General features: G+C 59.4%; 24 protein-coding genes. 16 read left to right on the forward strand and 8 right to left on the reverse strand.

Features of this window, described 5'->3' with window-relative positions; genetic code table 11:
- Positions 1–105: 105 nt before the first annotated feature.
- The 8 genes from minC (at position 106) to FBY01_RS02825 (ending at position 8,119) form a co-directional block, all read left to right on the forward strand.
- Positions 106–843 carry a septum site-determining protein MinC gene (minC, locus tag FBY01_RS02795; RefSeq protein ID WP_010456696.1) on the forward strand — a complete coding sequence of 246 codons (738 nt, stop codon included), beginning with the start codon at positions 106–108 and terminating at the stop codon, positions 841–843.
- Positions 844–1,034: 191 nt separating this feature from the next.
- Complete coding sequence (minD, locus tag FBY01_RS02800; protein WP_010456697.1) at positions 1,035–1,847, forward strand: septum site-determining protein MinD; 813 nt, start codon at positions 1,035–1,037, stop codon at positions 1,845–1,847.
- A complete protein-coding gene (minE, locus tag FBY01_RS02805) occupies positions 1,847–2,101 on the forward strand; it encodes a cell division topological specificity factor MinE (protein ID WP_007898843.1) in 255 nt (84 codons plus the stop codon). The genes minD and minE overlap by 1 nt, the downstream gene beginning before the upstream one ends.
- A 179-nt stretch (positions 2,102–2,280) precedes the next feature.
- The gene (locus FBY01_RS02810; protein WP_030131660.1) at positions 2,281–2,916 is read left to right on the forward strand and encodes an RluA family pseudouridine synthase; all 636 of its coding nucleotides are present in this window, start codon (positions 2,281–2,283) and stop codon (positions 2,914–2,916) included.
- A 50-nt stretch (positions 2,917–2,966) separates the two neighbouring features.
- Positions 2,967–4,073, forward strand: coding sequence for a hypothetical protein (locus tag FBY01_RS02815; RefSeq protein WP_145305837.1), 1,107 nt, complete (start codon positions 2,967–2,969; stop codon positions 4,071–4,073).
- A 76-nt stretch (positions 4,074–4,149) separates the two neighbouring features.
- On the forward strand, positions 4,150–5,439 hold the full coding sequence (locus FBY01_RS02820; protein ID WP_027922480.1) for a M18 family aminopeptidase: 1,290 nt from the start codon (positions 4,150–4,152) through the stop codon (positions 5,437–5,439).
- Positions 5,440–5,696: 257 nt separating this feature from the next.
- Complete coding sequence (locus FBY01_RS31500; RefSeq protein ID WP_008031437.1) at positions 5,697–5,873, forward strand: hypothetical protein; 177 nt, start codon at positions 5,697–5,699, stop codon at positions 5,871–5,873.
- A gap of 77 nt (positions 5,874–5,950) precedes the next feature.
- Positions 5,951–8,119, forward strand: a complete 2,169-nt coding sequence (locus FBY01_RS02825; RefSeq protein WP_010456714.1) for a mechanosensitive ion channel family protein — start codon at positions 5,951–5,953, stop codon at positions 8,117–8,119.
- A gap of 112 nt (positions 8,120–8,231) precedes the next feature.
- Here FBY01_RS02825 and FBY01_RS02830 read toward each other — a convergent pair whose 3' ends face one another.
- Positions 8,232–8,945, reverse strand: a complete 714-nt coding sequence (locus FBY01_RS02830) for a UTRA domain-containing protein (RefSeq protein WP_010456716.1) — start codon at positions 8,943–8,945, stop codon at positions 8,232–8,234.
- Between the two features lie 349 nt (positions 8,946–9,294).
- On the opposite strand from FBY01_RS02830, the gene FBY01_RS02835 reads away from it, so the two are divergent.
- The 6 genes from FBY01_RS02835 (at position 9,295) to FBY01_RS02860 (ending at position 14,738) form a co-directional block, all read left to right on the forward strand.
- On the forward strand, positions 9,295–10,359 hold the full coding sequence (locus FBY01_RS02835) for an ABC transporter substrate-binding protein (RefSeq protein WP_077748162.1): 1,065 nt from the start codon (positions 9,295–9,297) through the stop codon (positions 10,357–10,359).
- 188 nt (positions 10,360–10,547) lie between these two features.
- Positions 10,548–11,354, forward strand: coding sequence for an alkaline phosphatase family protein (locus FBY01_RS02840; protein ID WP_077748161.1), 807 nt, complete (start codon positions 10,548–10,550; stop codon positions 11,352–11,354).
- Between the two features lie 5 nt (positions 11,355–11,359).
- Positions 11,360–12,196, forward strand: a complete 837-nt coding sequence (locus FBY01_RS02845) for an ABC transporter permease subunit (RefSeq protein WP_154501365.1) — start codon at positions 11,360–11,362, stop codon at positions 12,194–12,196.
- Positions 12,183–12,983: an ABC transporter permease gene (locus tag FBY01_RS02850; protein ID WP_010456724.1), complete on the forward strand. Its 801-nt coding sequence runs from the start codon at positions 12,183–12,185 to the stop codon at positions 12,981–12,983. Before FBY01_RS02845 ends, FBY01_RS02850 begins: the two co-directional genes overlap by 14 nt.
- Positions 12,980–13,969 carry an ABC transporter ATP-binding protein gene (locus tag FBY01_RS02855; RefSeq protein WP_010456726.1) on the forward strand — a complete coding sequence of 330 codons (990 nt, stop codon included), beginning with the start codon at positions 12,980–12,982 and terminating at the stop codon, positions 13,967–13,969. The genes FBY01_RS02850 and FBY01_RS02855 overlap by 4 nt, the downstream gene beginning before the upstream one ends.
- Before the next feature lie 115 nt (positions 13,970–14,084).
- A complete protein-coding gene (locus FBY01_RS02860; protein WP_083376031.1) occupies positions 14,085–14,738 on the forward strand; it encodes an HAD family phosphatase in 654 nt (217 codons plus the stop codon).
- Between the two features lie 54 nt (positions 14,739–14,792).
- On the opposite strand, the gene FBY01_RS02865 is transcribed toward FBY01_RS02860, so the two are convergent.
- Complete coding sequence (locus tag FBY01_RS02865; protein ID WP_077748159.1) at positions 14,793–15,755, reverse strand: zinc-binding dehydrogenase; 963 nt, start codon at positions 15,753–15,755, stop codon at positions 14,793–14,795.
- A 140-nt stretch (positions 15,756–15,895) separates the two neighbouring features.
- On the opposite strand from FBY01_RS02865, the gene FBY01_RS02870 reads away from it, so the two are divergent.
- Both FBY01_RS02870 and FBY01_RS02875 read left to right on the forward strand, forming a co-directional pair.
- The gene (locus FBY01_RS02870) at positions 15,896–17,977 is read left to right on the forward strand and encodes a carboxy terminal-processing peptidase (protein WP_010456732.1); all 2,082 of its coding nucleotides are present in this window, start codon (positions 15,896–15,898) and stop codon (positions 17,975–17,977) included.
- Positions 17,978–18,097: 120 nt separating this feature from the next.
- Entirely contained in the window at positions 18,098–19,888 is a 1,791-nt protein-coding gene (locus FBY01_RS02875; protein WP_102595825.1) for a bifunctional diguanylate cyclase/phosphodiesterase, read from the forward strand.
- Between the two features lie 352 nt (positions 19,889–20,240).
- Here the strand turns inward: FBY01_RS02875 and FBY01_RS02880 are convergent, their stop codons facing one another.
- The 6 genes from FBY01_RS02880 to FBY01_RS02905 all read right to left on the reverse strand — a co-directional run bounded on the left by FBY01_RS02880 (position 20,241) and on the right by FBY01_RS02905 (position 24,039).
- Entirely contained in the window at positions 20,241–21,281 is a 1,041-nt protein-coding gene (locus tag FBY01_RS02880) for an alpha/beta fold hydrolase (RefSeq protein WP_102599433.1), read from the reverse strand.
- Between the two features lie 63 nt (positions 21,282–21,344).
- Entirely contained in the window at positions 21,345–21,752 is a 408-nt protein-coding gene (locus tag FBY01_RS02885; RefSeq protein WP_083376029.1) for a sel1 repeat family protein, read from the reverse strand.
- Positions 21,753–22,124, reverse strand: coding sequence for a hypothetical protein (locus tag FBY01_RS02890; RefSeq protein WP_003223109.1), 372 nt, complete (start codon positions 22,122–22,124; stop codon positions 21,753–21,755).
- On the reverse strand, positions 22,121–22,462 hold the full coding sequence (locus FBY01_RS02895) for a helix-turn-helix transcriptional regulator (protein ID WP_077748155.1): 342 nt from the start codon (positions 22,460–22,462) through the stop codon (positions 22,121–22,123). Before FBY01_RS02895 ends, FBY01_RS02890 begins: the two co-directional genes overlap by 4 nt.
- 114 nt (positions 22,463–22,576) lie before the next feature.
- The gene (locus FBY01_RS02900; protein ID WP_010456751.1) at positions 22,577–23,032 is read right to left on the reverse strand and encodes a YkvA family protein; all 456 of its coding nucleotides are present in this window, start codon (positions 23,030–23,032) and stop codon (positions 22,577–22,579) included.
- A gap of 293 nt (positions 23,033–23,325) precedes the next feature.
- On the reverse strand, positions 23,326–24,039 hold the full coding sequence (locus FBY01_RS02905) for an FKBP-type peptidyl-prolyl cis-trans isomerase (RefSeq protein ID WP_010456752.1): 714 nt from the start codon (positions 24,037–24,039) through the stop codon (positions 23,326–23,328).
- Between the last annotated feature and the right edge of the window lie 215 nt (positions 24,040–24,254).

Here is a 24,254-nt window from a genome sequence, read left to right on the forward strand (position 1 = left end):
AAGACAATGGCCGCGCATTCTACATCGTTCGACCCGGCTTGCGGCTTGCGGGCGTTCTCGTTATAAGTCTCGGCACTTTTAGTGACAAGCCGTTGTATGCCGACCATGAGCCAAACCGAACCGCAAGACCAGGATCCCGTGTTCCAGTTGAAGGGCAGCATGCTCGCCATTACGGTGCTGGAACTGGCCCGCAACGACCTCGAGAACCTTGATCGGCAACTGGCCGCCAAGGTCGCCCAGGCGCCTAATTTCTTCAGCAATGCGCCGCTGGTGCTGGCCCTGGACAAACTCCCGGCCAGCGAAGGCGCGGTCGATCTGCCGGGCCTGATGCGCGTGTGCCGCCAGCATGGCCTGCGCACCCTGGCGATCCGTGCCAGCCGCATCGAAGACATCGCCGCCGCCATCGCGGTGGATTTGCCGGTGCTGCCGCCGTCCGGCGCCCGTGAGCGTCCCCTCGACCCGCTCGAAGGCCAGGTGAAGAAAAAGCCGGAAAAACCGCCCGAGCCGACCATCAAACCGACGAAAATCATCACGTCGCCAGTACGCGGTGGCCAGCAGATTTATGCCCAGGGCTGCGACCTGGTGGTGATCTCCTCGGTCAGCCCGGGTGCGGAACTTCTCGCCGATGGGAACATCCATGTATACGGTCCGATGCGCGGTCGCGTGCTGGCCGGGGTCAAAGGCGACACGAAAGCCAGGATTTTCTGTCAGCAGATGAGCGCTGAACTGGTCTCCATCGCCGGCCACTACAAGGTTTCCGAGGATTTGCGCCGTGACCCTTTGTGGGGCGCGGGCGTGCAAGTCAGCCTGTCAGGCGACGTGTTGAACATCATTCGGCTTTAACGGATACTGCCGCATTTTCCAAGCATCTCTAAAACGTAGCGAAAACGGCTCAAACGAAGTAGGAAAAAGGCCAAAAACAGTGTTTATCGCTGTTCTGGACCGGATTCCAGCCAAGGCTGTCCGACTGCAGTAGTTTTTCAAGAGATGTTTTTCAGGGGCTAAAAGTCCTTTTTCCTTAGGGGTGAAACACCTTGGCCAAGATTCTAGTGGTTACATCCGGCAAGGGTGGTGTGGGTAAGACCACCACCAGCGCCGCTATCGGTACCGGCCTCGCACTGCGCGGCCACAAAACAGTGATCGTCGACTTCGACGTCGGTTTGCGTAACCTCGACCTGATCATGGGTTGCGAGCGCCGTGTGGTGTATGACTTCGTCAACGTTGTGAACGGCGAAGCCAACCTGCAACAAGCCCTGATTAAAGACAAACGCCTGGAAAACCTCTACGTCCTGGCCGCCAGTCAGACCCGCGACAAAGACGCGCTGACCGTGGAAGGCGTGGAAAAAGTCCTGATGGCGTTGAAAGAAGACTTCGAATACGTGGTCTGCGACTCCCCGGCCGGCATCGAGAAAGGCGCCCACCTGGCCATGTACTTCGCTGATGAAGCGATTATCGTGACCAACCCGGAAGTGTCCTCGGTACGTGACTCGGATCGCATGCTGGGCCTGTTGGCCAGCAAATCCCGTCGCGCCGAAAACGGCGAAGACCCGATCAAGGAACACTTGCTGCTGACCCGCTACAACCCGCAGCGCGTCAGTGACGGCGAAATGCTGGGTGTCGAAGACGTCAAGGAAATCCTTGCGGTTGCCCTGCTGGGTGTCATCCCGGAATCCCAAGCGGTACTCAAGGCTTCCAACTCGGGCGTGCCCGTGATTCTCGACGACCAGAGCGACGCCGGTCAGGCGTACAGCGATGCAGTCGATCGTCTGCTGGGCAAGGAAAAGCCGCATCGATTTATCGATATCACGAAGAAGGGCTTCTTCGAGCGCCTGTTTGGAGGTAGATAATGAATCTTTTTGACTTCTTTCGTGCCAGCAAAAAGGTCAGCACCGCGTCGGTAGCGAAAGAGCGTCTACAGATCATCGTGGCGCATGAACGCGGCCAGCGCAGTACGCCGGACTACTTGCCAGCCTTGCAGAAGGAACTGGTGGAAGTGATCCGCAAGTACGTCAATATCGGGTCCGACGACGTGCATGTCGCGCTGGAAAACCAGGGCAGCTGCTCGATCCTGGAACTCAATATCACCCTGCCGGATCGCTAGTCGGTCCAGCGGGAGCCACGGCGACTCAGGCCCTTACGCTTTTGTAGGAGCGGAACTTGCTCGCGAAGCAGGCAACTCGGTGTATCTGATAGACCGAGATGATGTGTTCGCGAGCAGGCTTCGCTCCTACGGATGCGGGGGCCTGAGTCGCCGTTGGCGTTTGTTACGAGGCTGTTTTAATGCCGTTGTCCAACATCCGCATCATCCATCAGGACGCCGCCGTACTGGTGGTGGATAAACCGACCCTGCTGCTCTCTGTCCCTGGCCGGGCCGATGACAACAAGGACTGCCTGATCACCCGCCTGCAAGAAAACGGCTACCCGGAAGCGCGAATCGTCCATCGCCTGGACTGGGAAACGTCCGGCATCATCCTGTTGGCCCGTGACCCGGACACTCATCGCGAGTTGTCTCGGCAATTTCACGACCGCGAAACCGAAAAAGCCTACACCGCCCTGTGCTGGGGACAACCGGAACTGGACAGCGGCAGCATCGACCTGCCCTTGCGCTACGATCCGCCGACCAAGCCTCGCCACGTGGTGGACCACGAGTTCGGCAAACACGCACTGACCTTCTGGCGAGTGCTGGAACGTTGTGGCGACTGGTGCCGCGTCGAACTGACGCCGATCACCGGCCGTTCCCACCAGCTACGCGTACACATGCTTTCCATCGGCCACCCGCTGCTGGGTGACGGGCTCTACGCCCACGAACAGGCCCTGGCCGCCTGGCCACGCCTGTGCCTGCACGCCAGCATGCTCAGCTTCACCCATCCACAGACCGGCGAACGCTTGCGTTTCGAATGCCCGGCACCGTTTTAAGCACTGCCTGACACGCAGTCGCCTGCTTTAGCAAAAGGATCCCCATCCCGATGAGCTTTACCGAATTCCCGGCAACACCCGTCAAGAAAACCCGACACCAACTGCTCTACCTGATCTACGGCAACCAGGACGTTTACCGACGCGAAGCCAAATTCAGTATTTTGACTGCGCTGTCCCACGCGAAAAGCGGCAAGCTCCCGAGCATTCGAGTCCTCACGGATCGTCCTCAGGATTACGCCGGCTGGCCGGTCGAAACGGTCATGCTGACCCAGGAAACCCTGACCCTGTGGCAAGGCGAAAACGGCTATCACCATCGTCGCAAGGCCTGCGCGATTGCCGCCGGCTTGCAACTGGCTGAAAAAACCCTGTTCGTCGACACCGACACGCTGTTCACCAGCGACCCGAACCTGCTCTTCAACCAGATTCAGCCGCAGCACTACTTGATGGATCGCTTCGAGTACGACTGGCAGGACGTGTGTGAACGTCCCGACTATGTGAAGCTCGGCGGTTGCCTGCAGGCTCACGGCGTCAGCGCGGACAATGGTTTCAAGCTGTACAACAGCGGATTGTGCGGCGTGACCGACGGAGATGGCGCCTTGTTCGAAGAGTCGATCACGCTCATCGACGAATGGACCCGGGACGGCTTCGACATCCACACCATCGAGCAGATCGCCCTGTCGTTCGCCATGCGCGACAAACCGGTTCATGAAGCGAAAAAATACATCTATCACTACTTCGCGGAAAAACGCTTTTTCCATGCGATGCAAGCGTATTTCTTTTCTCAGCATGGCGAGCGGTTCAGCCAGGAGCTGGTCGAACTGTGCCAGGACGTGCCGCGGGTCAAACCCTTCCCATCGGCCTGGCAGCGCCTGAAAATCAAATGGAAGCTGCGTAACCAGAGTGGCGCCCTGCGCAAAGTCGGCCGCGATCTGCTTTACGGCAGCGCGGCACCCGATCATCCGTACCACACGGCCTGCCGCCACGAATGGTGGGAATGTGCCTCGCGGGAGATCCTTCGATGGGACAAGGCTCAACAGAAAAAGCTGCTGGAGACTCATCAGAACGCCTGGCCCCCGCAATTGCCCAAGCCAGAAAAGCCCGAAGATGAGCGGATTATCATGAAGTACCTGAAAAAGCGGGTAGAGGCTGCCAGCTGACGTGACCGGTTCACGTCATGCCCAAAGGCCTCGGCCAATACGTTAAACTCCCGCCCACTGCTGTCTGGAGCTTCTTATGCGCGAAGAGTTGAACCAAGGCCTGATCGACTTCCTCAAGGCCTCCCCTACCCCGTTCCATGCCACTGCCAGCCTCGTTCAGCGTCTGGAAGCGGCGGGTTTTGTGCGCCTTGACGAGCGCGAGCCCTGGACCACTGAAGCCAACGGTCGTTACTACGTCACCCGGAATGACTCGTCGATCGTCGCGATCAAGATGGGACGGCATTCGCCGCTGCATGGCGGCATTCGCCTGGTCGGTGCCCACACCGACAGCCCGTGCCTGCGGGTCAAACCCCAGCCGGAATTGCAACGCCAGGGTTTCTGGCAACTGGGCGTCGAAGTCTACGGCGGTGCGCTGCTGGCGCCGTGGTTTGACCGCGACTTGTCCCTGGCCGGCCGCGTGACGTTCCGCCGCGACGGCAAGGTCGAGAGCCAACTGATCGACTTCAAGGCGCCGATCGCCACCATCCCGAACCTGGCAATCCACCTCAACCGTGAAGCCAATATGGGCTGGGCCATCAACGCCCAGACCGAACTGCCCCCGATCCTCGCGCAATTTGCCGGTGACGAGCGCGTGGACTTCCGCGCCGTGCTCACCAATCAGCTGGCGCTGGAACATGGCCTGAATGCCGACGTGGTGCTCGACTACGAGCTGAGCTTCTACGACACTCAGAGCGCCGCCATTATCGGTTTGCATGGCGACTTCATCGCGGGCGCGCGCCTGGACAACTTGCTGTCGTGCTATGCCGGCCTGCAAGCCTTGCTGACCGCGGAAACCGACGAAACCTGCGTGCTGGTGTGCAACGACCACGAAGAAGTCGGTTCCTGCTCGGCGTGCGGGGCCGATGGTCCGATGCTCGAGCAAACCTTGCGTCGCCTGCTGCCTGAAGGTGACGAATTCGTGCGCACCATTCAGAAATCCTTGCTGGTCTCGGCCGACAATGCCCACGGCGTGCATCCCAACTATGCGGAAAAGCACGACGCCAACCACGGCCCGAAACTCAACGCCGGCCCGGTGATCAAGGTCAACAGCAACCAGCGCTACGCCACCAACAGCGAAACCGCCGGGTTCTTCCGCCATCTGTGCATGGCCGAAGAAGTGCCGGTGCAAAGCTTCGTGGTGCGCAGCGACATGGGCTGCGGCTCGACTATCGGCCCGATCACCGCCAGCCACCTGGGCGTGCGCACCGTGGACATCGGCCTGCCGACGTTCGCCATGCACTCGATCCGTGAACTGTGCGGCAGCCACGACCTGGCCCACCTGGTCAAAGTGCTGAGCGCGTTCTACGCCTGCCAGGAATTGCCGTAATTTCGCGCCAATGAATGGCCGGAATGCTATCTGTGGCGAGGGAGCTTGCTCCCGCTCGACTGCGCAGCAGTCGCAACCCCCGGTGAATGCGTGCTGTCTGAAAGATCGCGATAGCTGGGTTTGGGGTTGCTTCGCAACCCAGCGGGAGCAAGCTGCCTCGCCACAATGATCGCGCCGCATTCATGATTGATCTCTGACCACCGGTCGCCCAAAAGCCACCTAGACTTAAGCTATCCCCTTCGACAAGGCAGTCACCCATGATCTCGATGTCTTCATTCCATGCCATGCTGATCCCCATTCTCGCCGGGATGATCTTGCTGGCAATCGGCTTCAACTTCCGCGACAAAAACGCCGGCGTGTTCGCCATGTGGATCGGCATGCTGACGATCCTTGCCACCGTGGTGTTCAAGATCCTCGCCAAACTCAACGAATAAATCCTGCCCCTGGCTCGCATTGATTTTGACGGGCTCGTACACTCGGCCGATCCGTCCCCCCCGAGGTTGACCGCCTAGTGTTCGCTCGTCTTTTCGCCCTGCCGTGTTTCTTCCTTGTCTGCCTGATGACGCTGCTGCCGATGGCGCCTGCCCAGGCGGTCGGTTTGCCGGGCTTGCTCAACAGTTCGGCAAAGGCCCAGCCAGAAGCGCAAGAACCGCTGGGCCAATCACTGGACGAAGTCATCAAGTCGCTGGAGAACGATCAGCAGCGGAGCAAACTGCTGGCGGACCTGAAAAAGCTGCGCGACGTCACCAAAAAAGCTCAGCCGGCCGCCGAAGAAGGCGTGCTCGGCCTGATCGGCGGCACACTGGCCACCTTCGAAAAACAGTTTTCCGGTGCCGACAGCCCGCTCACGCGCTGGTCCGAAGAATTTGACCTGGCCAAAGACGAACTGACCGCGCTGATGCTGCCGGCCAACGAGTGGCTGCCGATCATCTTTGCCTTCGCCATGATTCTGATGGTCTGGAGCCTGCTGGCCGCTGCGCTGATCTGGGTCAGTCACCGGGTGCGCATGCGCTTCGGCCTCACCGAAGAACTGCCGCAACACCCCAAGGCCCTGGACATGTTGCGCTTCGCCCTGCGCAAACTCGGGCCGTGGCTGATTGCCTTGGTCATCACGGTCTACATGAGCTATGCCCTGCCCTCATCCTTGGGCAAAAGCCTGGCCATGGTGCTGGCCTACGCGCTGGTGGTCGGCACCTGTTTTTCGGCGATCTGCGTGATCGCGTTTTCCTTGCTCGACGGCCCGCATCGTCATCGGGCCTTGTACATCCTGCGCCATCAAGCCTTTCGACCGTTGTGGCTGATCGGCAGTTTCGCCGCATTCGGTGAAGCACTGAGCGATCCGCGCCTGGTCGCCAGCCTGGGCAGTCACCTGGCCCACTCCGCCGCCACCGTCGCCAACGTCCTGGCGGCGCTGTCCACCGGGCTGTTCATCCTGCGTTTCCGCCGCCCCATCGCCCACCTGATCCGCAACCAGCCGTTGTCCCGACGTCTGACGCGCCGCGCGCTCAGCGACACCATCGAGATTCTCGGCACCTTCTGGTACGTGCCCGCGCTGGTGCTGGTGGGCATCTCGCTGTTCGCCACCTTCGTCTCGGCCGGCGACACCAGCACCGCATTGCGCCAGGCGCTGATCTGCACCGTGCTGCTGGTGTTGTGCATGGTCATCAACGGCCTGGTTCGTCGTCATTCGCTTAAACCGCAAAAGGGTGTGAAGCGTCATGCGCTGTATTCAGAGCGCCTGAAAAGTTTCTTCTACACCCTCGCCCACCTCGTGGTCTGGCTGGTGTTCATCGAACTGGGCCTGCGGGTCTGGGGCATGTCGCTGATTGCCTTCACCGAAGGCGAAGGCCATGAAGTCAGCGTCAAACTGTTCAGCCTCGCCGGTACGCTGATTTTTGCCTGGCTGATCTGGATCCTCAGCGACACCGCGGTGCACCACGCCCTCACCCGCTCGCGCAAAGGCCTGGCCAACGCCCGCGCGCAGACAATGATGCCGCTGATCCGCAACGTGCTGTTCGTGGCGATTTTCATCATTGCGCTGATCGTCGCGCTGGCGAACATGGGCATGAACGTCACGCCACTGCTGGCCGGTGCCGGCGTGATCGGCCTGGCCATCGGTTTCGGTGCGCAATCGCTGGTCGCGGATTTGATCACCGGCCTGTTCATCATCATCGAAGATTCCCTGGCTATCGATGACTACGTGGATGTCGGCGGCCACCTCGGCACTGTCGAAGGCCTGACCATCCGCACCGTTCGCCTGCGGGACATCGACGGCATCGTCCATACCATTCCGTTCAGCGAAATCAAAAGCATCAAGAACTACTCCCGGGAATTCGGCTACGCGATCTTCCGGGTGGCGGTGCCCGCCAGCATGGACATCGACGAGGCGATCAAACTGATGCGCGAAGTCGGCCAGAAAATGCGCGCCGACCCGCTGCAACGGCGCAATATCTGGTCGCCACTGGAGATCCAGGGTGTCGAAAGTTTCGAGTCGGGCAACGCGATTCTTCGGGCGCGGTTCAAGACTGCACCGATCAAGCAGTGGGAGGTTTCACGGGCGTTCAATCTGTCGCTGAAGCGGCATCTGGATGAGGCCGGGATGGACCTGGCGATGCCGCGAATGAGTGTGCAGGTGCTGACGGCCGGCGGTGGGCCGCAGAAGGATGTATCTGCTACTTGATTGATAGGGTGGCTGTGAGGACGCCATCGCGAGCAGGCTCACTCCCACATTTGAAATGCATTCCAATGTAGGAGTGAGCCTGCTCGCGATGGGAGCGACGCGGTCTCCCTGGCTAAACCACATCCACCCCGACATGAATCGCATCATGGCGCCAAAACTCCAGGTCGCAATCGATCAACCGCTCGTGCTGATCGTAGTTGACCCGAGCAATCCGCAACCCCGGGCTCCCCACCGACACCCGTAACGCTGCCGCCGCATCCACCGACAACGCCGTCGGCACGATCTCGAAACGCACCCGACCATAGTGCAAGTCGTAATGCCTGGCGTACAACTCGGTGATCGACTGATTCAGATCGAAATCCAGAATCCCCGGAAAGTACTGCGGATTCAGGTAGTGCTCCACATAGAGCACCAGCCGCTCATCAATGCGCCGCGCCCGGCAGATCTGAATCACACTGGACAGCGCCGGCAACTGCAACCACGCACACACCGCCGCCGACGCCGGTTGCAACCGCGCCGAAATCACCTCGGTGGACGGCACCCGCCCCTGCGCGCTGACCATCGCGTGAAAGTGACTGCGCTGCATCAAGTTGTAAGCCAGACGCGGTGGCGACACGAACCAGCCACGGCGTTCCTCCCGATAAATCTGCCCTTGGGCTTCCAGTTGCAACAAGGCTTCACGCACGGTGATACGCGTGGTGCCGAACAACTCACTGAGCTTGCGCTCGGCCGGCAGTTTGCTCCCGGGCGCCAACAGGCCATGGTCGAGCTGTTCTTGCAGAACCTGCCCGATGGCTGTCACCGCTTTGGTTGTCTCGATGCGCATCAACGTTACCTATCTGGACTAGACCAGCACTGTTTCGGGGCAGAACCGTGATTCAAATTGGCTCCATCAACTCCCTGCAAGCCTAGGCACTGCTTGTGACTGGCAGATGACAAAGCCGCCGAACGGTTGCGCCAGACACCTGCAAATTCACGGCCAAGTCCTTTTGTATCAGCCCTTTAGCCATGGTCTACGCTTACTCGCAAGCCTGAGCATCACCGCTCGAAAAATGTAGGCCGACCGATCGTCGACATCAAAATGTCATCAGCGGCGCCTAAATTGGCTCAGGTATTGCTGACCTAGACCAACACAACCGCAATCGCAGCGTTGAAAACGCCCAAAGGAGCTTCGGATGAAAAAGCTTTTCCTGGCATCACTGTTAGGCTCGACCATTGCCATGTGCAGCGCCGCCATGGCCGCTGATGATATGAAAACCCTGGAAGCCGCTGCGAAAGCGGAAGGTGCGGTCAATAGCGTCGGCATGCCCGATGACTGGGCCAACTGGAAAGGCACCTGGGCAGACCTGGCCACGAAATACGGCTTGAAACACATCGACACCGACATGAGCTCGGCGCAGGAGATCGCCAAGTTCGCCGCCGAGAAAGACAACGCCAGTGCCGACATCGGCGACGTCGGCGCAGCCTTCGGCCCGATCGCGGTCAAACAAGGCGTGGTGCAACCCTACAAGCCAAGCACCTGGGACCAGATCCCGGACTGGGCCAAGGACAAGGACGGCAACTGGGCACTGGCGTACACCGGCACCATCGCGTTCATCATCAACAAGAAGCTGCTGCACGGTTCCGAAGCTCCGACCAAGTGGGCGGATCTGAAAACCGGTAAATACAAGGTGTCGATCGGTGACGTGAGCACCGCCGCCCAGGCCGCCAACGGTGTACTGGCCGCCGCACTGGCCAACGGTGGCGACGAAAAGAACCTGCAGCCAGCGTTGTTGCTGTTCGCAGATATCGCCAAGCAGGGCCGCCTTTCCATGGCCAACCCGACCATCGCCACGATGGAAAAGGGTGAAATCGAAGTCGGCGTGGTCTGGGATTTCAACGGCCTGAGCTACAAGGCCAAGATGGCGAACCCCGATGACTACGTGGTGCTGATCCCTTCCGACGGTTCGGTGATTTCCGGCTACACCACCATCATCAACAAATACGCGAAGAACCCGAACGCCGCCAAGCTGACCCGCGAATACATCTTCAGCGATGCCGGTCAGATCAACCTGGCGAAAGGTAATGCCCGTCCAATCCGCGCCGAGCACATCAAGCTGCCGGCTGACGTCCAGGCCAAGCTGCTGCCAAACGAGCAGTACAAAAAGGTCACGCCGATCAAAGACGCGGATGCGTGGGAAAAGACTTCCAAGGCTTTGCCGCAGAAGTGGAACGAAGAAGTCCTTGTTGAAATGAAATAACCCTGTAGCCCGACTTCTGTCGGGCTGATGGAGATCCAAATGCAGGAGCGAGCCTGCTCGCGAAAAGCGGACTGACATTCAACACCTGTGTTGACTGACTCGACGCCTTCGCGAGCAGGCTCGCTCCCACAATGGACCGTGGTGAATTCAAGTTTTATGAATGTCTGTTTCGCGGAGTTTTTGCCCCTATGAAGCACAACGTCATCCTTGTCGTGCTCGACGGCCTCAACTATGAAGTCGCGCGCCACGCCTTGGGGCACCTGCAGGCTTACGTCGGCGCAGGACGCGCGGCACTCTATAAACTGGAGTGCGAACTGCCGGCCCTGTCCCGACCGCTTTACGAATGCATCCTCACCGGCGTCCCGCCCATCGAGAGCGGCATCGTCCACAACAACGTCGCGCGCCTGTCCAACCAGCGCAGCATTTATCACTACGCCACGGATGCCGGCCTGACTACCGCCGCCGCGGCCTATCACTGGGTCAGCGAGTTGTATAACCGCTCGCCGTTCGAGGCCGCCCGGGATCGTCACACCGACAACCCCGACCTGCCGATCCAGCACGGTCACTTCTACTGGAACGATCACTACCCGGATTCGCACCTGTTCGCAGACGCTGAAAACCTGCGTCTGCGCCACGCGCCCAACTTTTTGTTGATCCACCCCATGAACATCGACGACGCCGGGCACAAGCACGGCCTCGACACCCCGCAATACCGCAACAGTGCCCGCTCGGTGGACATTATCCTGGCCGACTACCTGCAAACCTGGCTCGACGCCGGCTACCAAGTGCTGGTGACCGCCGACCACGGCATGAACAACGACCGCTCGCACAACGGCCTGCTGGCGGAAGAACGGGAAGTGCCGCTGTTTGTCCTGGGCGATGCCTTCAGCTTCAACGCCAGCGCCGCGCCCAAACAGACTGACATCTGCGGCACGGTCTGCGAACTGCTGGGCGTGGCCCACGACAAACCTGTCTGCCGGGAGCTGCTCAAGTGAATGCCATGACCCGTGGTAAATGGCTGGCAGCGTTGTGCCTGGTGCCTTTCGCTCTGTTTTTTATCGTGTTCGAGATCGCACCGCTGGTCTGGGTAATGATCAACAGCCTGCAATCGGAAGAGTTCGGCTGGGGCCTGGCCAACTTCACCAAGATCTTCAATTCGAAGTTCTATCTGCAAGCGATCCAGTACAGCCTCGAGATCAGTTTCTGGTCCAGCGTATTCGGGATCATCATCGCGGTGCTCGGCGCCTATTCCCTGCGCCGGGTCGACTCGAAACTGCGTAACTTCGTGAATGCTTTCGCCAACATGACCAGCAACTTCGCCGGCGTGCCCCTGGCCTTTGCCTTCATCATTTTGCTGGGGTTCAACGGCAGCTTCACCATCATGCTCAAGCAGGCCGGGATCATTCAGGACTTCAACCTGTATTCGAAAACCGGGCTGATCATTCTCTACACCTACTTCCAGATTCCATTGGGCGTGCTGCTGCTTTATCCGGCGTTCGATGCCTTGCGCGAAGACTGGCGTGAGTCCGCCGAACTGCTTGGCGCCAACGGCTGGCAGTTCTGGCGCCACATCGGTTTGCCGGTGCTGACCCCTGCGCTGCTCGGCACTTTCGTGATTTTGCTGGCCAACGCGCTTGGCGCCTACGCCACGGTTTACGCGCTGACCACCGGCAACTTCAACGTACTGCCGATCCGCATCGCGGCGATGGTGTCCGGCGACATTTCCCTGGATCCGAACCTGGCCAGCGCGCTGGCCGTGGTACTCGTGGCGTTGATGACCCTGGTGACCATCGTGCATCAGCTGCTGTTGAAGAGGAGCTACCATGTCTCGCGCTGAACTGGGCCCCGCCGGTGTCTATCACCGGGTGGTGGTGTACGTGCTGTTTGCCATTCTGTTGTTGCCGCTGGCCGGGACGTTGATCTACTCGATCGCCAGCAGTTGGTCGGCGACCATTCTGCCCAGTGGCTTTACCTTCAAGTGGTACATCCAGCTGTGGAGCGATCCGCGCTTTCTGCATGCCTTCGGGCAGTCGCTGCTGGTGTGCGTCGGCGCGTTGATTCTGTCGGTGGTGCTGATTCTGCCGCTGCTGTTCGTGGTGCATTACCACTTCCCCAAACTCGATGCGCTGATGAACATCCTGATCCTGCTGCCCTTCGCGGTACCGCCAGTAGTGTCCTCGGTAGGGCTGTTGCAGCTCTACGGTTCCGGGCCGTTTGCGATGGTTGGTACGCCGTGGATTCTGATCGGCTGCTACTTCACCATCGCGCTGCCGTTCATGTACCGGGCGATCACCAACAACCTGCAAGCGATCAACCTGCGCGACCTGATGGACGCCGCACAACTGCTCGGTGCCAGCACCTGGCAAGCCGCGTTCCTGGTGGTGCTGCCGAACCTGCGCAAGGGGTTGATGGTGGCATTGCTGCTGTCGTTCTCGTTCCTGTTCGGTGAATTCGTGTTCGCCAACATCCTGGTCGGCACCCGCTACGAAACCTTGCAGGTCTACCTCAACAACATGCGTAACAGCAGCGGCCACTTCACCAGTGCGCTGGTGATTTCCTACTTCTTCTTTGTGCTGGTTCTGACCTGGGCGGCCAATATCTTGAACAAGGACAAAAGCGAATGAGCTATGTCAGCGTCCAACATCTTCAAAAAAATTACGCGGGCACCACCGTCTTCAGCGACATCAACTGCGAAATCCAGAAAGGTGAGTTCGTCACCCTCCTCGGCCCGTCCGGTTGCGGCAAGTCCACGCTGTTGCGTTGCATCGCCGGCCTGACGTCGGTGGATGGCGGCAAGATTCTGCTGGAGGGCGTCGATCTGGTTCCGATGAGCCCACAGAAACGCGGGATTGGTATGGTGTTCCAGAGTTATGCACTGTTCCCCAACATGACCGTGGAGCAGAACATCGCCTTCGGTCTGCGCATGCAAAAGGTCAACGCCGACGACAGCCAGAAGCGTGTCGCCGAAGTGCTGAAACTGGTGGAGCTCAATGACTTCGCCGCGCGCTACCCGCATCAATTGTCGGGCGGCCAGTGCCAGCGCGTGGCCCTCGCCCGCTCACTGGTTACCCGTCCGCGGCTGTTGTTGCTGGACGAACCACTGTCGGCCCTCGATGCGCGGATTCGCAAGCATCTGCGCGAACAGATCCGTCAGATCCAGCGTGAACTCGGTCTGACCACGATCTTCGTCACGCACGATCAGGAAGAAGCCCTGACCATGTCTGACCGGATTTTCCTGATGAATCAGGGAAAGATCGTACAGAGCGGCGACGCCGAAACCCTCTACACCGCACCCGTGGATGTGTTTGCCGCCGGTTTCATCGGCAACTACAACCTGCTGGACGCCGACAGCGCCTCGAAACTGCTGCAACGGCCGATCAACCACCGCATCGCGATTCGCCCGGAAGCCATCGAGCTGAGCCTCAATGGCGAGCTTGATGCGCAAGTACGCAGCCACAGTTTGCTGGGCAACGTGATTCGCTATCGGGTCGAAGCCCGGGGCGTGGAATTGGTGGTGGATGTGCTGAACCGCTCGGCGGCCGATCTGCACCCCGATGGTCAGCGCCTGGCACTTTCCATCGATCCGACTGCCCTGTGTGAAGTAGCTTGAAAACAGCTGCAAGCTGCAAGCTGCGAGCGACAAGTTGTAAACTGCTCACCACCTCAATCACTTCTTGCGGCTTGAAACTTGCCGCTTGAAGCTGTTCTCGGAGAGAACCGCACTAATGGCCTTGGCAATTTTTGATCTGGACGAAACCCTGATCCACGGCGACTGCGCCACCCTCTGGAGCGCGCAAATGGGCCGCCTGGGCTGGGTCGATCCCGAGTCGTTCATGCGTCAGAACAACGAACTGATGGACGCTTACAGCCACGGCAAACTGCGCATGGAGGAGTACATGACCTTCAGCCTGGAGCCGATGATCGGGCGCACACCGGAAGAGGTCGAGCATTTGGTCGGGCCTTGGGTGGAAGACTTCATCGAGCCGATCATCTTCAGTGACGCTACTAAAGCCATCGCCGCCCATCGCAAGGCCGGTGACCGGATTCTGGTGATCTCGGCCTCGGGCACGCACCTGGTCAAGCCGATTGCCGACCGGTTGGGCATCGACGAGATTCTCGCCATCGAACTGGAAGTGACGCATGGCGTTTATAGCGGTCAAACCGTCGGCACCCTGACCTACCGCGAAGGCAAGATCGTCCGGTTGCTGGAGTGGCTGGATGCGGAAGAGGAGAATCTGGAAGGTGCGAGTTTCTATTCCGACTCGCGTAACGATTTACCGCTGCTGTTGAAGGTGGATTTCCCACACGTGGTGAACCCGGATCCGGTGTTGCTTGAGCACGCCGAAAAAGCCGGCTGGCCAATCCATATCTGGAAGTAACCGATACCCCTGTAGGAGCGCCGCCCGCTCGCTCCTACAGGTTAAGTGTGTCCTTCAGGTCAGGCTTGGGTCGATTATCAGGACCAGCTTCCCCGCCACCTTATTACTCGCCAACTCCGCAAACGCCGCTTCGGCGTCCTTGATCGGGTAGGTCTTCGCCAACTGGGGACTCAACCGCCCTTCAGCAAACAACGGCCACACATGCTGGCTCAAATCACTGAACAAATCCGCCTTGAACTGCTCATCACGACTGCGCAACGTCGAGCCCAGCAGTTGCACGCGCTTGGCCAGAACCTGCGCCAGATCCAGGTTCGCATCACGACCGCCCATCAAGCCGATCAGCACCCAGCGACCATCCAGAGCCAGCATTTTCAGGTTCAGCGCGGCGTAGTTGCCGCCGACCGGATCGAGAATCACATCGAACGGTCCCAGGTCGCGCAAGCTGTCCAGGTCGCCCGTGCGCACCACCCCCCCCTGCGCACCCAGCGCTTCGCAATAAGCCAGACGCTCGGCGGAACCGACGCTGACCCAGCACGGGTTGCCAAAGGCCTTGCATAGCTGAATGGCCGCTGAACCGATTCCACTTGCTCCGGCGTGCAGAAGAACTTTCTCACCCGGTTTGAGCGCAGCGAGTTGAAACAAATTCAGCCAGACGGTCGCGTACACCTCCGGCAACGCCGCCGCCTCGGCCAGGGACAAACCTTCGGGGACCGGCAGCACATGCCGTCCGTCGACAACTACCTCTTCGGCCATCCCGCCCCCGGCCAGCAAGGCGCAGACCCGATCGCCGACCTGCCAGGACGAGCCCGGGCCGACTTCGCTGATCACCCCCGAACACTCAAGACCCAGTACCTGACTGGCTCCCGGCGGTGGCGGATAAAGCCCTGCTTTCTGTAACAAATCGGCGCGATTGAGGCCTGCTGCCGCCACTCGAATCCGAACTTGTCCTACATCGCATGTAGGACTGGGCTCTTCAACCCACTCCACTTGACCTTCCACGCCTTGCAATGCTTTCACAGTGCCTCCATAGTGAGTCTGGACTGAGCCCGTAGCTGTAGCGCCGGGCTTTCTTGCATTATGTGACCGGCCCTTTGTGGAACCGGCGACTTCAAAGACGGCCTAATATGCGTGATCAATTGTCTCCGCGTCGAATCAGCATGAAGCATTTTTTCCCCAGCACCGCCCTAGCCCTATTCATTGGTATCGGCCTGTTGCCGATGTCGAGCAATACATTCGCAGCCAATAGCTGGGACAAGCTTCAGCCTGATCGTGACGAAGTGATCGCCAGCCTGAACGTCGTCGAACTGCTCAAGCGCCATCACTACAGCAAGCCGCCGCTCGATGACGCGCGCTCCGTGATCATCTATGACAGCTACCTCAAGCTGCTGGATCCGTCGCGCAGCTACTTCATGGCCAGCGACATTGCCGAATTCGACAAGTGGAAGACCCAGTTCGACGACTTCCTGAAAAGCGGCGATCTCAACGCCGGGTTCACCATCTACAAGCGCTACCTGGACCGCGTCAAAGCGCGTCTGGACTTTGCCCTTGCCGAGCTGAACAAGGGCGTCGACAAAATCGACTTCAATACCAAGGAAACCTTGCTGATCGATCGCAAGGACGCCCCTTGGCTCAAGTCCACCGCAGAACTCGACGACCTGTGGCGCAAACGCGTCAAGGACGAAGTCTTGCGGCAGAAGATCGCGGGCAAGGATTCCAAGCAGATTCAGGAAACCTTGACCAAGCGCTACAAAAACCAGTTGGCGCGCCTGGACCAGACCCGTGCGGAAGATATCTTCCAGGCGTACATCAACACCTTCGCCATGTCCTACGACCCGCACACCAACTATCTGTCGCCGGATAACGCGGAAAACTTCGACATCAACATGAGCCTGTCCCTCGAGGGCATCGGCGCCGTGTTGCAGAGCGATAACGACCAGGTGAAAGTCGTGCGCCTGGTGCCTGCCGGCCCGGCCGACAAGACCAAACAGGTTGCACCGGCCGACAAGATCATCGGCGTTGCCCAAGGCAACAAAGAGATGGTCGACGTGGTCGGCTGGCGCCTGGACGAAGTGGTCAAGCTGATCCGTGGTCCGAAAGGCACCGTGGTGCGCCTGGAAGTGATTCCGGCCAGCAATGCGCCAAACGACCAGACCAGCAAGATCGTGCCGATCACCCGCGAAGCGGTGAAGCTTGAAGACCAGGCAGTGAAGAAGTCAGTGCTCAACCTGAAACAGGATGGCAAGGACTACAAGCTCGGCGTCATCGAGATCCCGGCCTTCTACCTCGACTTCAAGGCGTTCCGTGCTGGCGATCCGGATTACAAGAGCACCACTCGCGACGTCAAGAAACTGCTGACCGAGCTGCAGAAAGAGAAAGTCGACGGCGTGGTCATCGACTTGCGCAACAACGGCGGCGGCTCTCTGCAGGAAGCCACCGAGCTGACCAGTCTGTTCATCGACAAAGGTCCGACCGTGCTGGTGCGTAATGCCGACGGCCGTGTCGATGTGCTGGAAGATGAAAACCCGGGCGCATTCTACAAAGGCCCGATGGCGTTGCTGGTCAACCGCTTGTCCGCCTCGGCTTCGGAGATTTTTGCCGGCGCCATGCAGGACTACCACCGTGCACTGATTATCGGTGGCCAGACCTTCGGTAAAGGCACCGTGCAGACCATTCAGCCGTTGAACCATGGCGAGCTGAAACTGACCCTGGCCAAGTTCTACCGGGTTTCCGGCCAGAGCACCCAGCATCAGGGCGTACTGCCGGACATCGATTACCCGTCGATCATCGACACCAAGGAAATCGGCGAAAGCGCCCTGCCGGAAGCCATGCCGTGGGACACCATCCGCGCGGCCATCAAGCCGGCGGCCGACCCTTTCAAACCGTACATCACGCAGCTCAAATCCGAGCATGACGTGCGCACGGCCAAAGACGCCGAATTCGTGTTCATTCGCGACAAGCTGGCCTTGGCCCAGAAGCTGATGACGGAGAAAACCGTCAGCCTCAATGAAGCCGATCGCCGTGCGCAACACGCCGATATCGAAGCCAAGCAACTGGTGATGGAAAACATCCGTCGCAAGGCCAAGGGCGAAGAGCCGCTCAAAGAGCTGAAGAAAGAAGACGAAGACGCCATCGCGGCCGAGCCGGACAAGACCAAGCCAGAAGACGATGCCTACTTGAGCGAGACCGGGCGGATTCTGTTGGACTACCTGAAACTCAACACCGCGGTCGCCAAGCACTAAAATGATGGCAATTTAATGCTGACGCTCCCCGGAGCGTCATCAAACAGTCATCATTCTGTCGTGAAATAAAGGACTGGGAGCTCATGGCTCCCAGTCCTTTTTTTATCGCCAGAGATCGCCATGACCACCACTGAACAGCTGAGTGCATTGAGTTCCATTCTGGCTCAAAGCGGTTTGCACAGCCTGTTCCAGCCGATCATTTCCGTCTCTGAGCGACGCATTGTCGGCTTCGAAGCCCTCACTCGCGGCCCCTCGAACAGTCCGCTGCACTCCCCCATCGCATTGTTCGCGGTTGCCCGCCAGGCCGGTCGCTTGAGCGAGCTGGAAATCGCCTGCCGTGAAAGTGCCTGCCGACGCTTCAATGAACAACAGCTGCCGGGCAAACTGTTTCTCAACGTCTCTCCGGAATCCCTGTTGGAAGCCGCTCACCAACCGGGTCGCACCCTGCAATTGCTGCAGGACTTCGGCATCCCGCCGAGCCAGGTGGTGATCGAACTCACCGAACAGACCCCGACCGACGACTTCCAGTTGCTGCAAAATGCCCTGCATCACTACCGGGCGATGGGTTTTTCCATTGCGCTCGATGATCTGGGGGCCGGTTATTCGAGTTTGCGGCTCTGGTCCGAGCTGCGGCCGGATTACGTGAAAATCGACCGGCACTTTATCGACGGCATTCACCAGGATGCCCTCAAACGTGAATTCGTCGGCTCGATCCTGCAAATCGCCAAAGCCTCACGGGCACAAGTGATCGCCGAAGGCATCGAATTGCCGGAAGAGCTCGCGGTGTTGACCGAGATGGGCGTCGATCTGGTGCAAGGCTACTTGCTGTGTCGGCCTCAAGAGCATCCACCTCGCGACGCCCGAGTCTTGATGCCAAAACGGGAAAGCACAGCAGTGGCTTTGAATGATGACGCCAGTGACCTCAGCGCCTTGCTCAACGACCAACCGGCCGTGGCCCGGGACACACCGACGGCCACGGTGCTGGAAGCCTTCCGCCGCCAGGCCAACCTGAACTCACTGGCGGTGCTTGACGAGCAAGGCCATCCCTGCGGCATCGTCCATCGGCATTCGCTCTCGGACGCACTGCTCAAGCCCTTTGCTACCGACCTGTTCGCACGCAAGCCCATCAGCCGCTTGATGAACGACGACTTCCTCGCCGTGGAGATGAGCCAGTCACTGCAACAAGTCAGTCGCTTGATCACCAGCCGCGCGCGCCAGCGCATCGAGGAGGACTTCATCATCACCCTCAACGGCGGCTATCTGGGCCTGGGCCGGGTGATCGATGTGCTCAAGCTGATTACCGAACTGAAAATCCAGCAGGCCCGCTACGCCAACCCGCTGACCCTGTTGCCAGGCAACGTGCCCATCCAGCAATGCCTGACGCGGCTGCTGCAACAGGAGCGGGAATCGGTGATCTGTTACGTCGACATCGACAGTTTCAAACCCTTCAACGACATCTATGGCTACGGCCGTGGGGACGAAGTCCTGCTGTGTCTGGCGCAATGCCTGAACGATCGGGTGGACCCGGCCCGCGACTTCGTTGGCCATATCGGCGGGGATGACTTCCTGCTGGTGCTCGGCCCGGAAGACTGGCGCAAACGTCTGAACCAGTTGCTGGACGACTTCCACAGCCAGTGCCGACGCTTCTACCGCAGCGAACACCTGGAAGCCGGCTGCTTTATCGCACCGAATCGCCAGGGCATGCGCCAGGAGTTTCCACTGCTGTCATTGTCGATCGGCGTCGTGCATTTACACCCACAGGCCTGTGGACAACTCGATGCGAGCCAGTTGGCAGAGATGGCTTCGCAGGCCAAGCATCACGCGAAGAATGTGGCGGGGTATAGCGTGTATGTGATTGATAGTTTGGTGGTGCCGGTGCAAAACGAGGATTTGATCATCGGGCAGCGGTGATTGAACGGACGCCTTCGCGGGCAAGCCTCGCTCCTACAGGGTTTTTTGTCGTTCGCAACTATTGTGGACTACCCATCTCCCGTAGGAGCGAGGCTTGCCCGCGAAGAGGCCAGACCACACAACAAAAATCTCTGGATTCAATCCGAACCGCCGCCTAACCACATCACAGCCCTCATGCAACGGAATGGCGCAAAGCAACGCGAAGTCGCTGAGAGTCATCGAGCGCCATGAAGCGGTTTTTTGGATGGGAAATCGGCTTTTCGTAGGGTGGATCAGGATGAAGCGTAGGCATTTGCTTTGCGGACGTGGCGAGAGGTTTCCCTCACGCCACGTCCCATACACCCTCGCTCTTTCAGTCGCGCGGTGATTGCACCAAAAACTCCGCAATCAGCGACGCAACCTGCTCCTGAATCACCTCCCGAGCCCTCCCTCCCTCAGCATCCCCACAAATAATCCCATCTCCCGGCACGTCTTCCTCAAGAAGCGCTACCGCTCCAGGTTTGCACACCGCCATAAAACTAAAGTGGCTAGCGTCTTTAATCTCGACATAGCGCGTCGACGCTTGGGGCAGACGTTTAGCCAAGTCAGCTGACTCCAACTGCGCGGGTAGCTCCTCAGAAGGCACGCCCGCCGCAATCACTAGCGTCGGCACTGGCAGCCCCGCAAGGCTGTCATCAGTCATCCCGCGTGACAGTCCCAGGTCCAGTGAAACAACTGCGGTGACACGTTTATCGCTCAAATCGGCGGCCAGCCGGGCCTTCGATACCGAAGTGCTGGCGGGGTTCATCTGTCGGTAGACGTTGCAACTGGCCAACTTCGTGTGGGTTTTGCAGTCCAGGGCAAAGCGGTCGGGGTCGAAACGGGCGCCGGCGGTTTCCATGACGGTCCAGCCGCCGAGGGAATGGCCCACGGCGGCGATTCGATGCTTGGCGACCGCGCCGAATTGTTGCGGCTGAGCCGTGACCGCGTCGATGGCCCGGCTGAGGTCGGCGGGCCGCCGCCATAACTGCGCCGCAGCTTGAGGGGTGCGGTCTTTGCTGGTGCTGCCGGGGTGGTTGACTGCCGCCACGATGTAACCTTTGTGGGCGAGTGCGCTGGCCAGCCATGTCTGGTTGATCCAATTACCCCCGAAACCGTGGGAGAGCACCACCAATGGATGCTCGCCGGCGGTCGGTGGCGCGTTGGGCACGGCGAGGGCCCCGACAAACGCTGGGTTGTCGCCGAACAATTGAGGGGTGGCGGTGGTTGCGGTGGGGTACCAGACGACCATTTCCAGTGGGCGGTCGTTTTGCGTGTCTGGCAACGTAGAGGCCTGGAAACCGATAGCGTTATCGCCAGCGAATACACTCGTGGTCAGGCAGACCAGAAACAGGGCGCCGAAAGCTGTTTTCAATGTTTTATCTTCCTTGATCAGATTCAACTCTTAACACCTGACATCCGCAGTCAGGCGCATCAATTACTGCGCAGTATCGCCACTCTCCAACCCTTTCAACTTGATCTCCGCCAGCGGATGCCCAGCCTGCACCGCAATCCGCCAGAACCGCGCCGCTTCCACCGGATCCGGCGCCTTGCTCGGCGTCCCCGCCAAACTGATCACTCCCACCTGATACGCCGCTTTGCCATCCCCCGCCAAAGCCGCCAGGCGCAGCAATCGCACACCCTCCTCGCGAGCCCCAAGGCCAACGCCACGAAAGGTCAGGATGTGGCCATAGAAGCTTTGCGCGCCGACATCACCCAGATTGGCCATCCGTGCGAACTGGCCTTCGAGCCAACTCCAGCCGCGGGGCTGTCGCACGAACCACGACCAGTGAAACAACCGGCGGGCCAGCCAGTAACTGGCCCGTGCCTTGAGGCGTAAAAACACTCAGGCCTCCGCCGATTCCGGGTATTCGTATTCGAACACGCGCACCACTTCCGAAGCGTGCCATGAGGCGGCGGCGACACCGTCGGACGGTCCCGAGAAACGCCCCAGACGCTCGACACATTCGAAGAAACCGGTGCGTGGCAGGCGACTGGCGCCCTGGCTGATCACCAGCGAGCTGCGCAGCGGCTGCTCGGCCTTGGCGTCCAGCGCAGCCAGATGCTCCAGCGCAGCGGTGAGGGTTTGCATGGCCGGCGTGGGCAACTGCAAACGTTCAAGCAAGGCTCGATAAGTCAGCAGATGCCGTTGGCGGCGGGCCTGATCCAGCTCACCCAACAACCCGTCCCAATGTTGACGACTGATGCGGACGCTCACGATTCATCCCTCCACCCTGGCACCGTCAGTTCCCAGGCCAGACTGCGGCGAATCGCAGCGTCGGGTAGACGCTCGCCACTTTCGATCAGGGCCAGATAAGACGGGCTGATGCCTACCGTGCGGGCCAGCGCCTCGATGGCGATGCCCTTCCCTTCGCGCAAACTGCGTAGTTGATCCAGACCTGGAAGAATCGGGTCTGATGATGTGGCTTGACGCGCCGGCGTGTCGGGCGCCGGTTGTTGGTTGATGCCTGCTGCTTTCAGTAGAGCCTGGTACTGAGCCCACGGCAAAACCGCGTATTCGGGCTCGCCTTCGCGTGTGATTATCTGAATATCCATGACTTCCCCGTAGGACAACGACACTTAGCGAGTCGGCACTTTTCCCTAGAAGTGTAATCCTAACAGCGGCCACGGTCGCGGGGGGTATGAATATAAGGACCATCCTCAATCGAATCAGGTTTTTTTCGGGCCTTGAAGCTGAAGTTGCTCAGGTGTATCGGGGAGCCGCTCCACCACCGCAAGCTTCTCCGGCAACTGACGTTTGCGCCAGGCACGGAACGCATTGAGTTCATCGTCGAGGACTTTCATCAACCAGGCCAGCACGGCAATGTCATCCAGCATGCCGAATACCGGGATGAAGTCGGGGATCGCATCCACCGGACTGAGGAAGTACATCAGGCCGGCCACCACCGAGATCAGCGCCTTCGGGCTGATGGCGCGGTACTCCCCACGCCAGTAGGCCAGGCACAGTGCCTGCATCAGGCGCAGATCGTCTTTGAGTTTGCCCAATCGGTTGCCCTGACTGGCCCCTTTGCTGGCGACGGCGAACAGCAGGGTCGGCAAACGTCCACGGGCAAGCAGGCGTCCGGCGAGTGGCAGGAAACGAGCGAAATTCCAAGGTGCTTTCATCATTCCTCCCGCTGAAATGTTATCCACACAAATTGTGGATAACCTTGTGAACAGAGCTATATTTCACGGCTGAAAGCCCCGTTTCATAAGGGCTCAACTCAGATCGGGCGTTTTTTACTCACATAAAAAAACCCAAGATTTCATTGACTTGGCGCGCCGGCGCGGCTAGCACGGCGTCCTCAATGGCTATGACTGCACCGTACAGCATCCGTTCGCTTTGTTTACCCTCGCTGAACGCCAGATGCAACAACGCCCCGCATAAAGCGAGGCGTTGTTTTTAAAGCAGACGCTGATTACTTGGCGGCGTCTTCTTTTGCTGGATCCTTGATCGCCAGCAGTTCCAGGTCGAATACCAGCACCGAGTTGGCTGGAATCGCCGGGCTTGGGCTTTGGGCGCCGTAGGCCAGCTCGCTAGGAATGTACAGCTTGTACTTCTCGCCAACGTGCATCAGTTGCAGGCCTTCGACCCAACCCGGAATCACGCCGCTGACCGGCAGATCGATCGGGCTGCCACGGTCGACGGAGCTGTCAAAGGTAGTGCCGTCGGTCAGCTTGCCGGTGTAGTGAACAGTCACTACGTCGGTCGGCTTTGGCTGTGCGCCATCAGCTTTCTTGACCACTTCGTATTGCAGGCCCGAAGCAGTGGTGGTGACACCCGCTTTCTTGGCGTTTTCTTCGAGGAATTTCTTGCCGGCGGCTGCCGACTCTTCGCTCATTTTGGCCATACGCTCTTCAGCACGCTTCTGCAGTGCTGCGAAGGCTTCGACCAGTTCTTCGTCCTTCAGCTTCTGTTCTTTCTTGCCGACGGCGTCTTCGATGCCTTGGGCTACGGCTTTGGAGTCCAGGTCATCCATGCCTTCCTGAGCCAGGCTCTTGCCCATGTTCAGGCCAATCCCGTAGGAAGCTTTTTGCGCCGGGGTTTTCAGCTCTACGCTGGTCTGCGAGTCACAACCCGCAAGTACCAGGCTAACCAGGGCCACCGCCGCCGCCAACCGATGCTGTTTCATGCTATTTCCTTGTTCATGCGCCTAAAGGGCAATCGAGTAAAGCCGCGAGCTTATCAGGCGGCCACGACCAATGGCTACCGGCATGAGAGCAGGAAACTTCTGATAAGTTCAGGTGTTTTAACGCATTTCGGGATTGCAGCGATGAAGCTTCTGTCATCTTGGGCCCCACAGAGACGAATACCGGATCCCACAGCATCTGGCGTAATGGCCACTTG

It is taken from the genome of Pseudomonas sp. SJZ077 (assembly GCF_007993905.1).
GTDB classification, from domain to species: Bacteria; Pseudomonadota; Gammaproteobacteria; order Pseudomonadales; family Pseudomonadaceae; genus Aquipseudomonas; species Aquipseudomonas mandelii.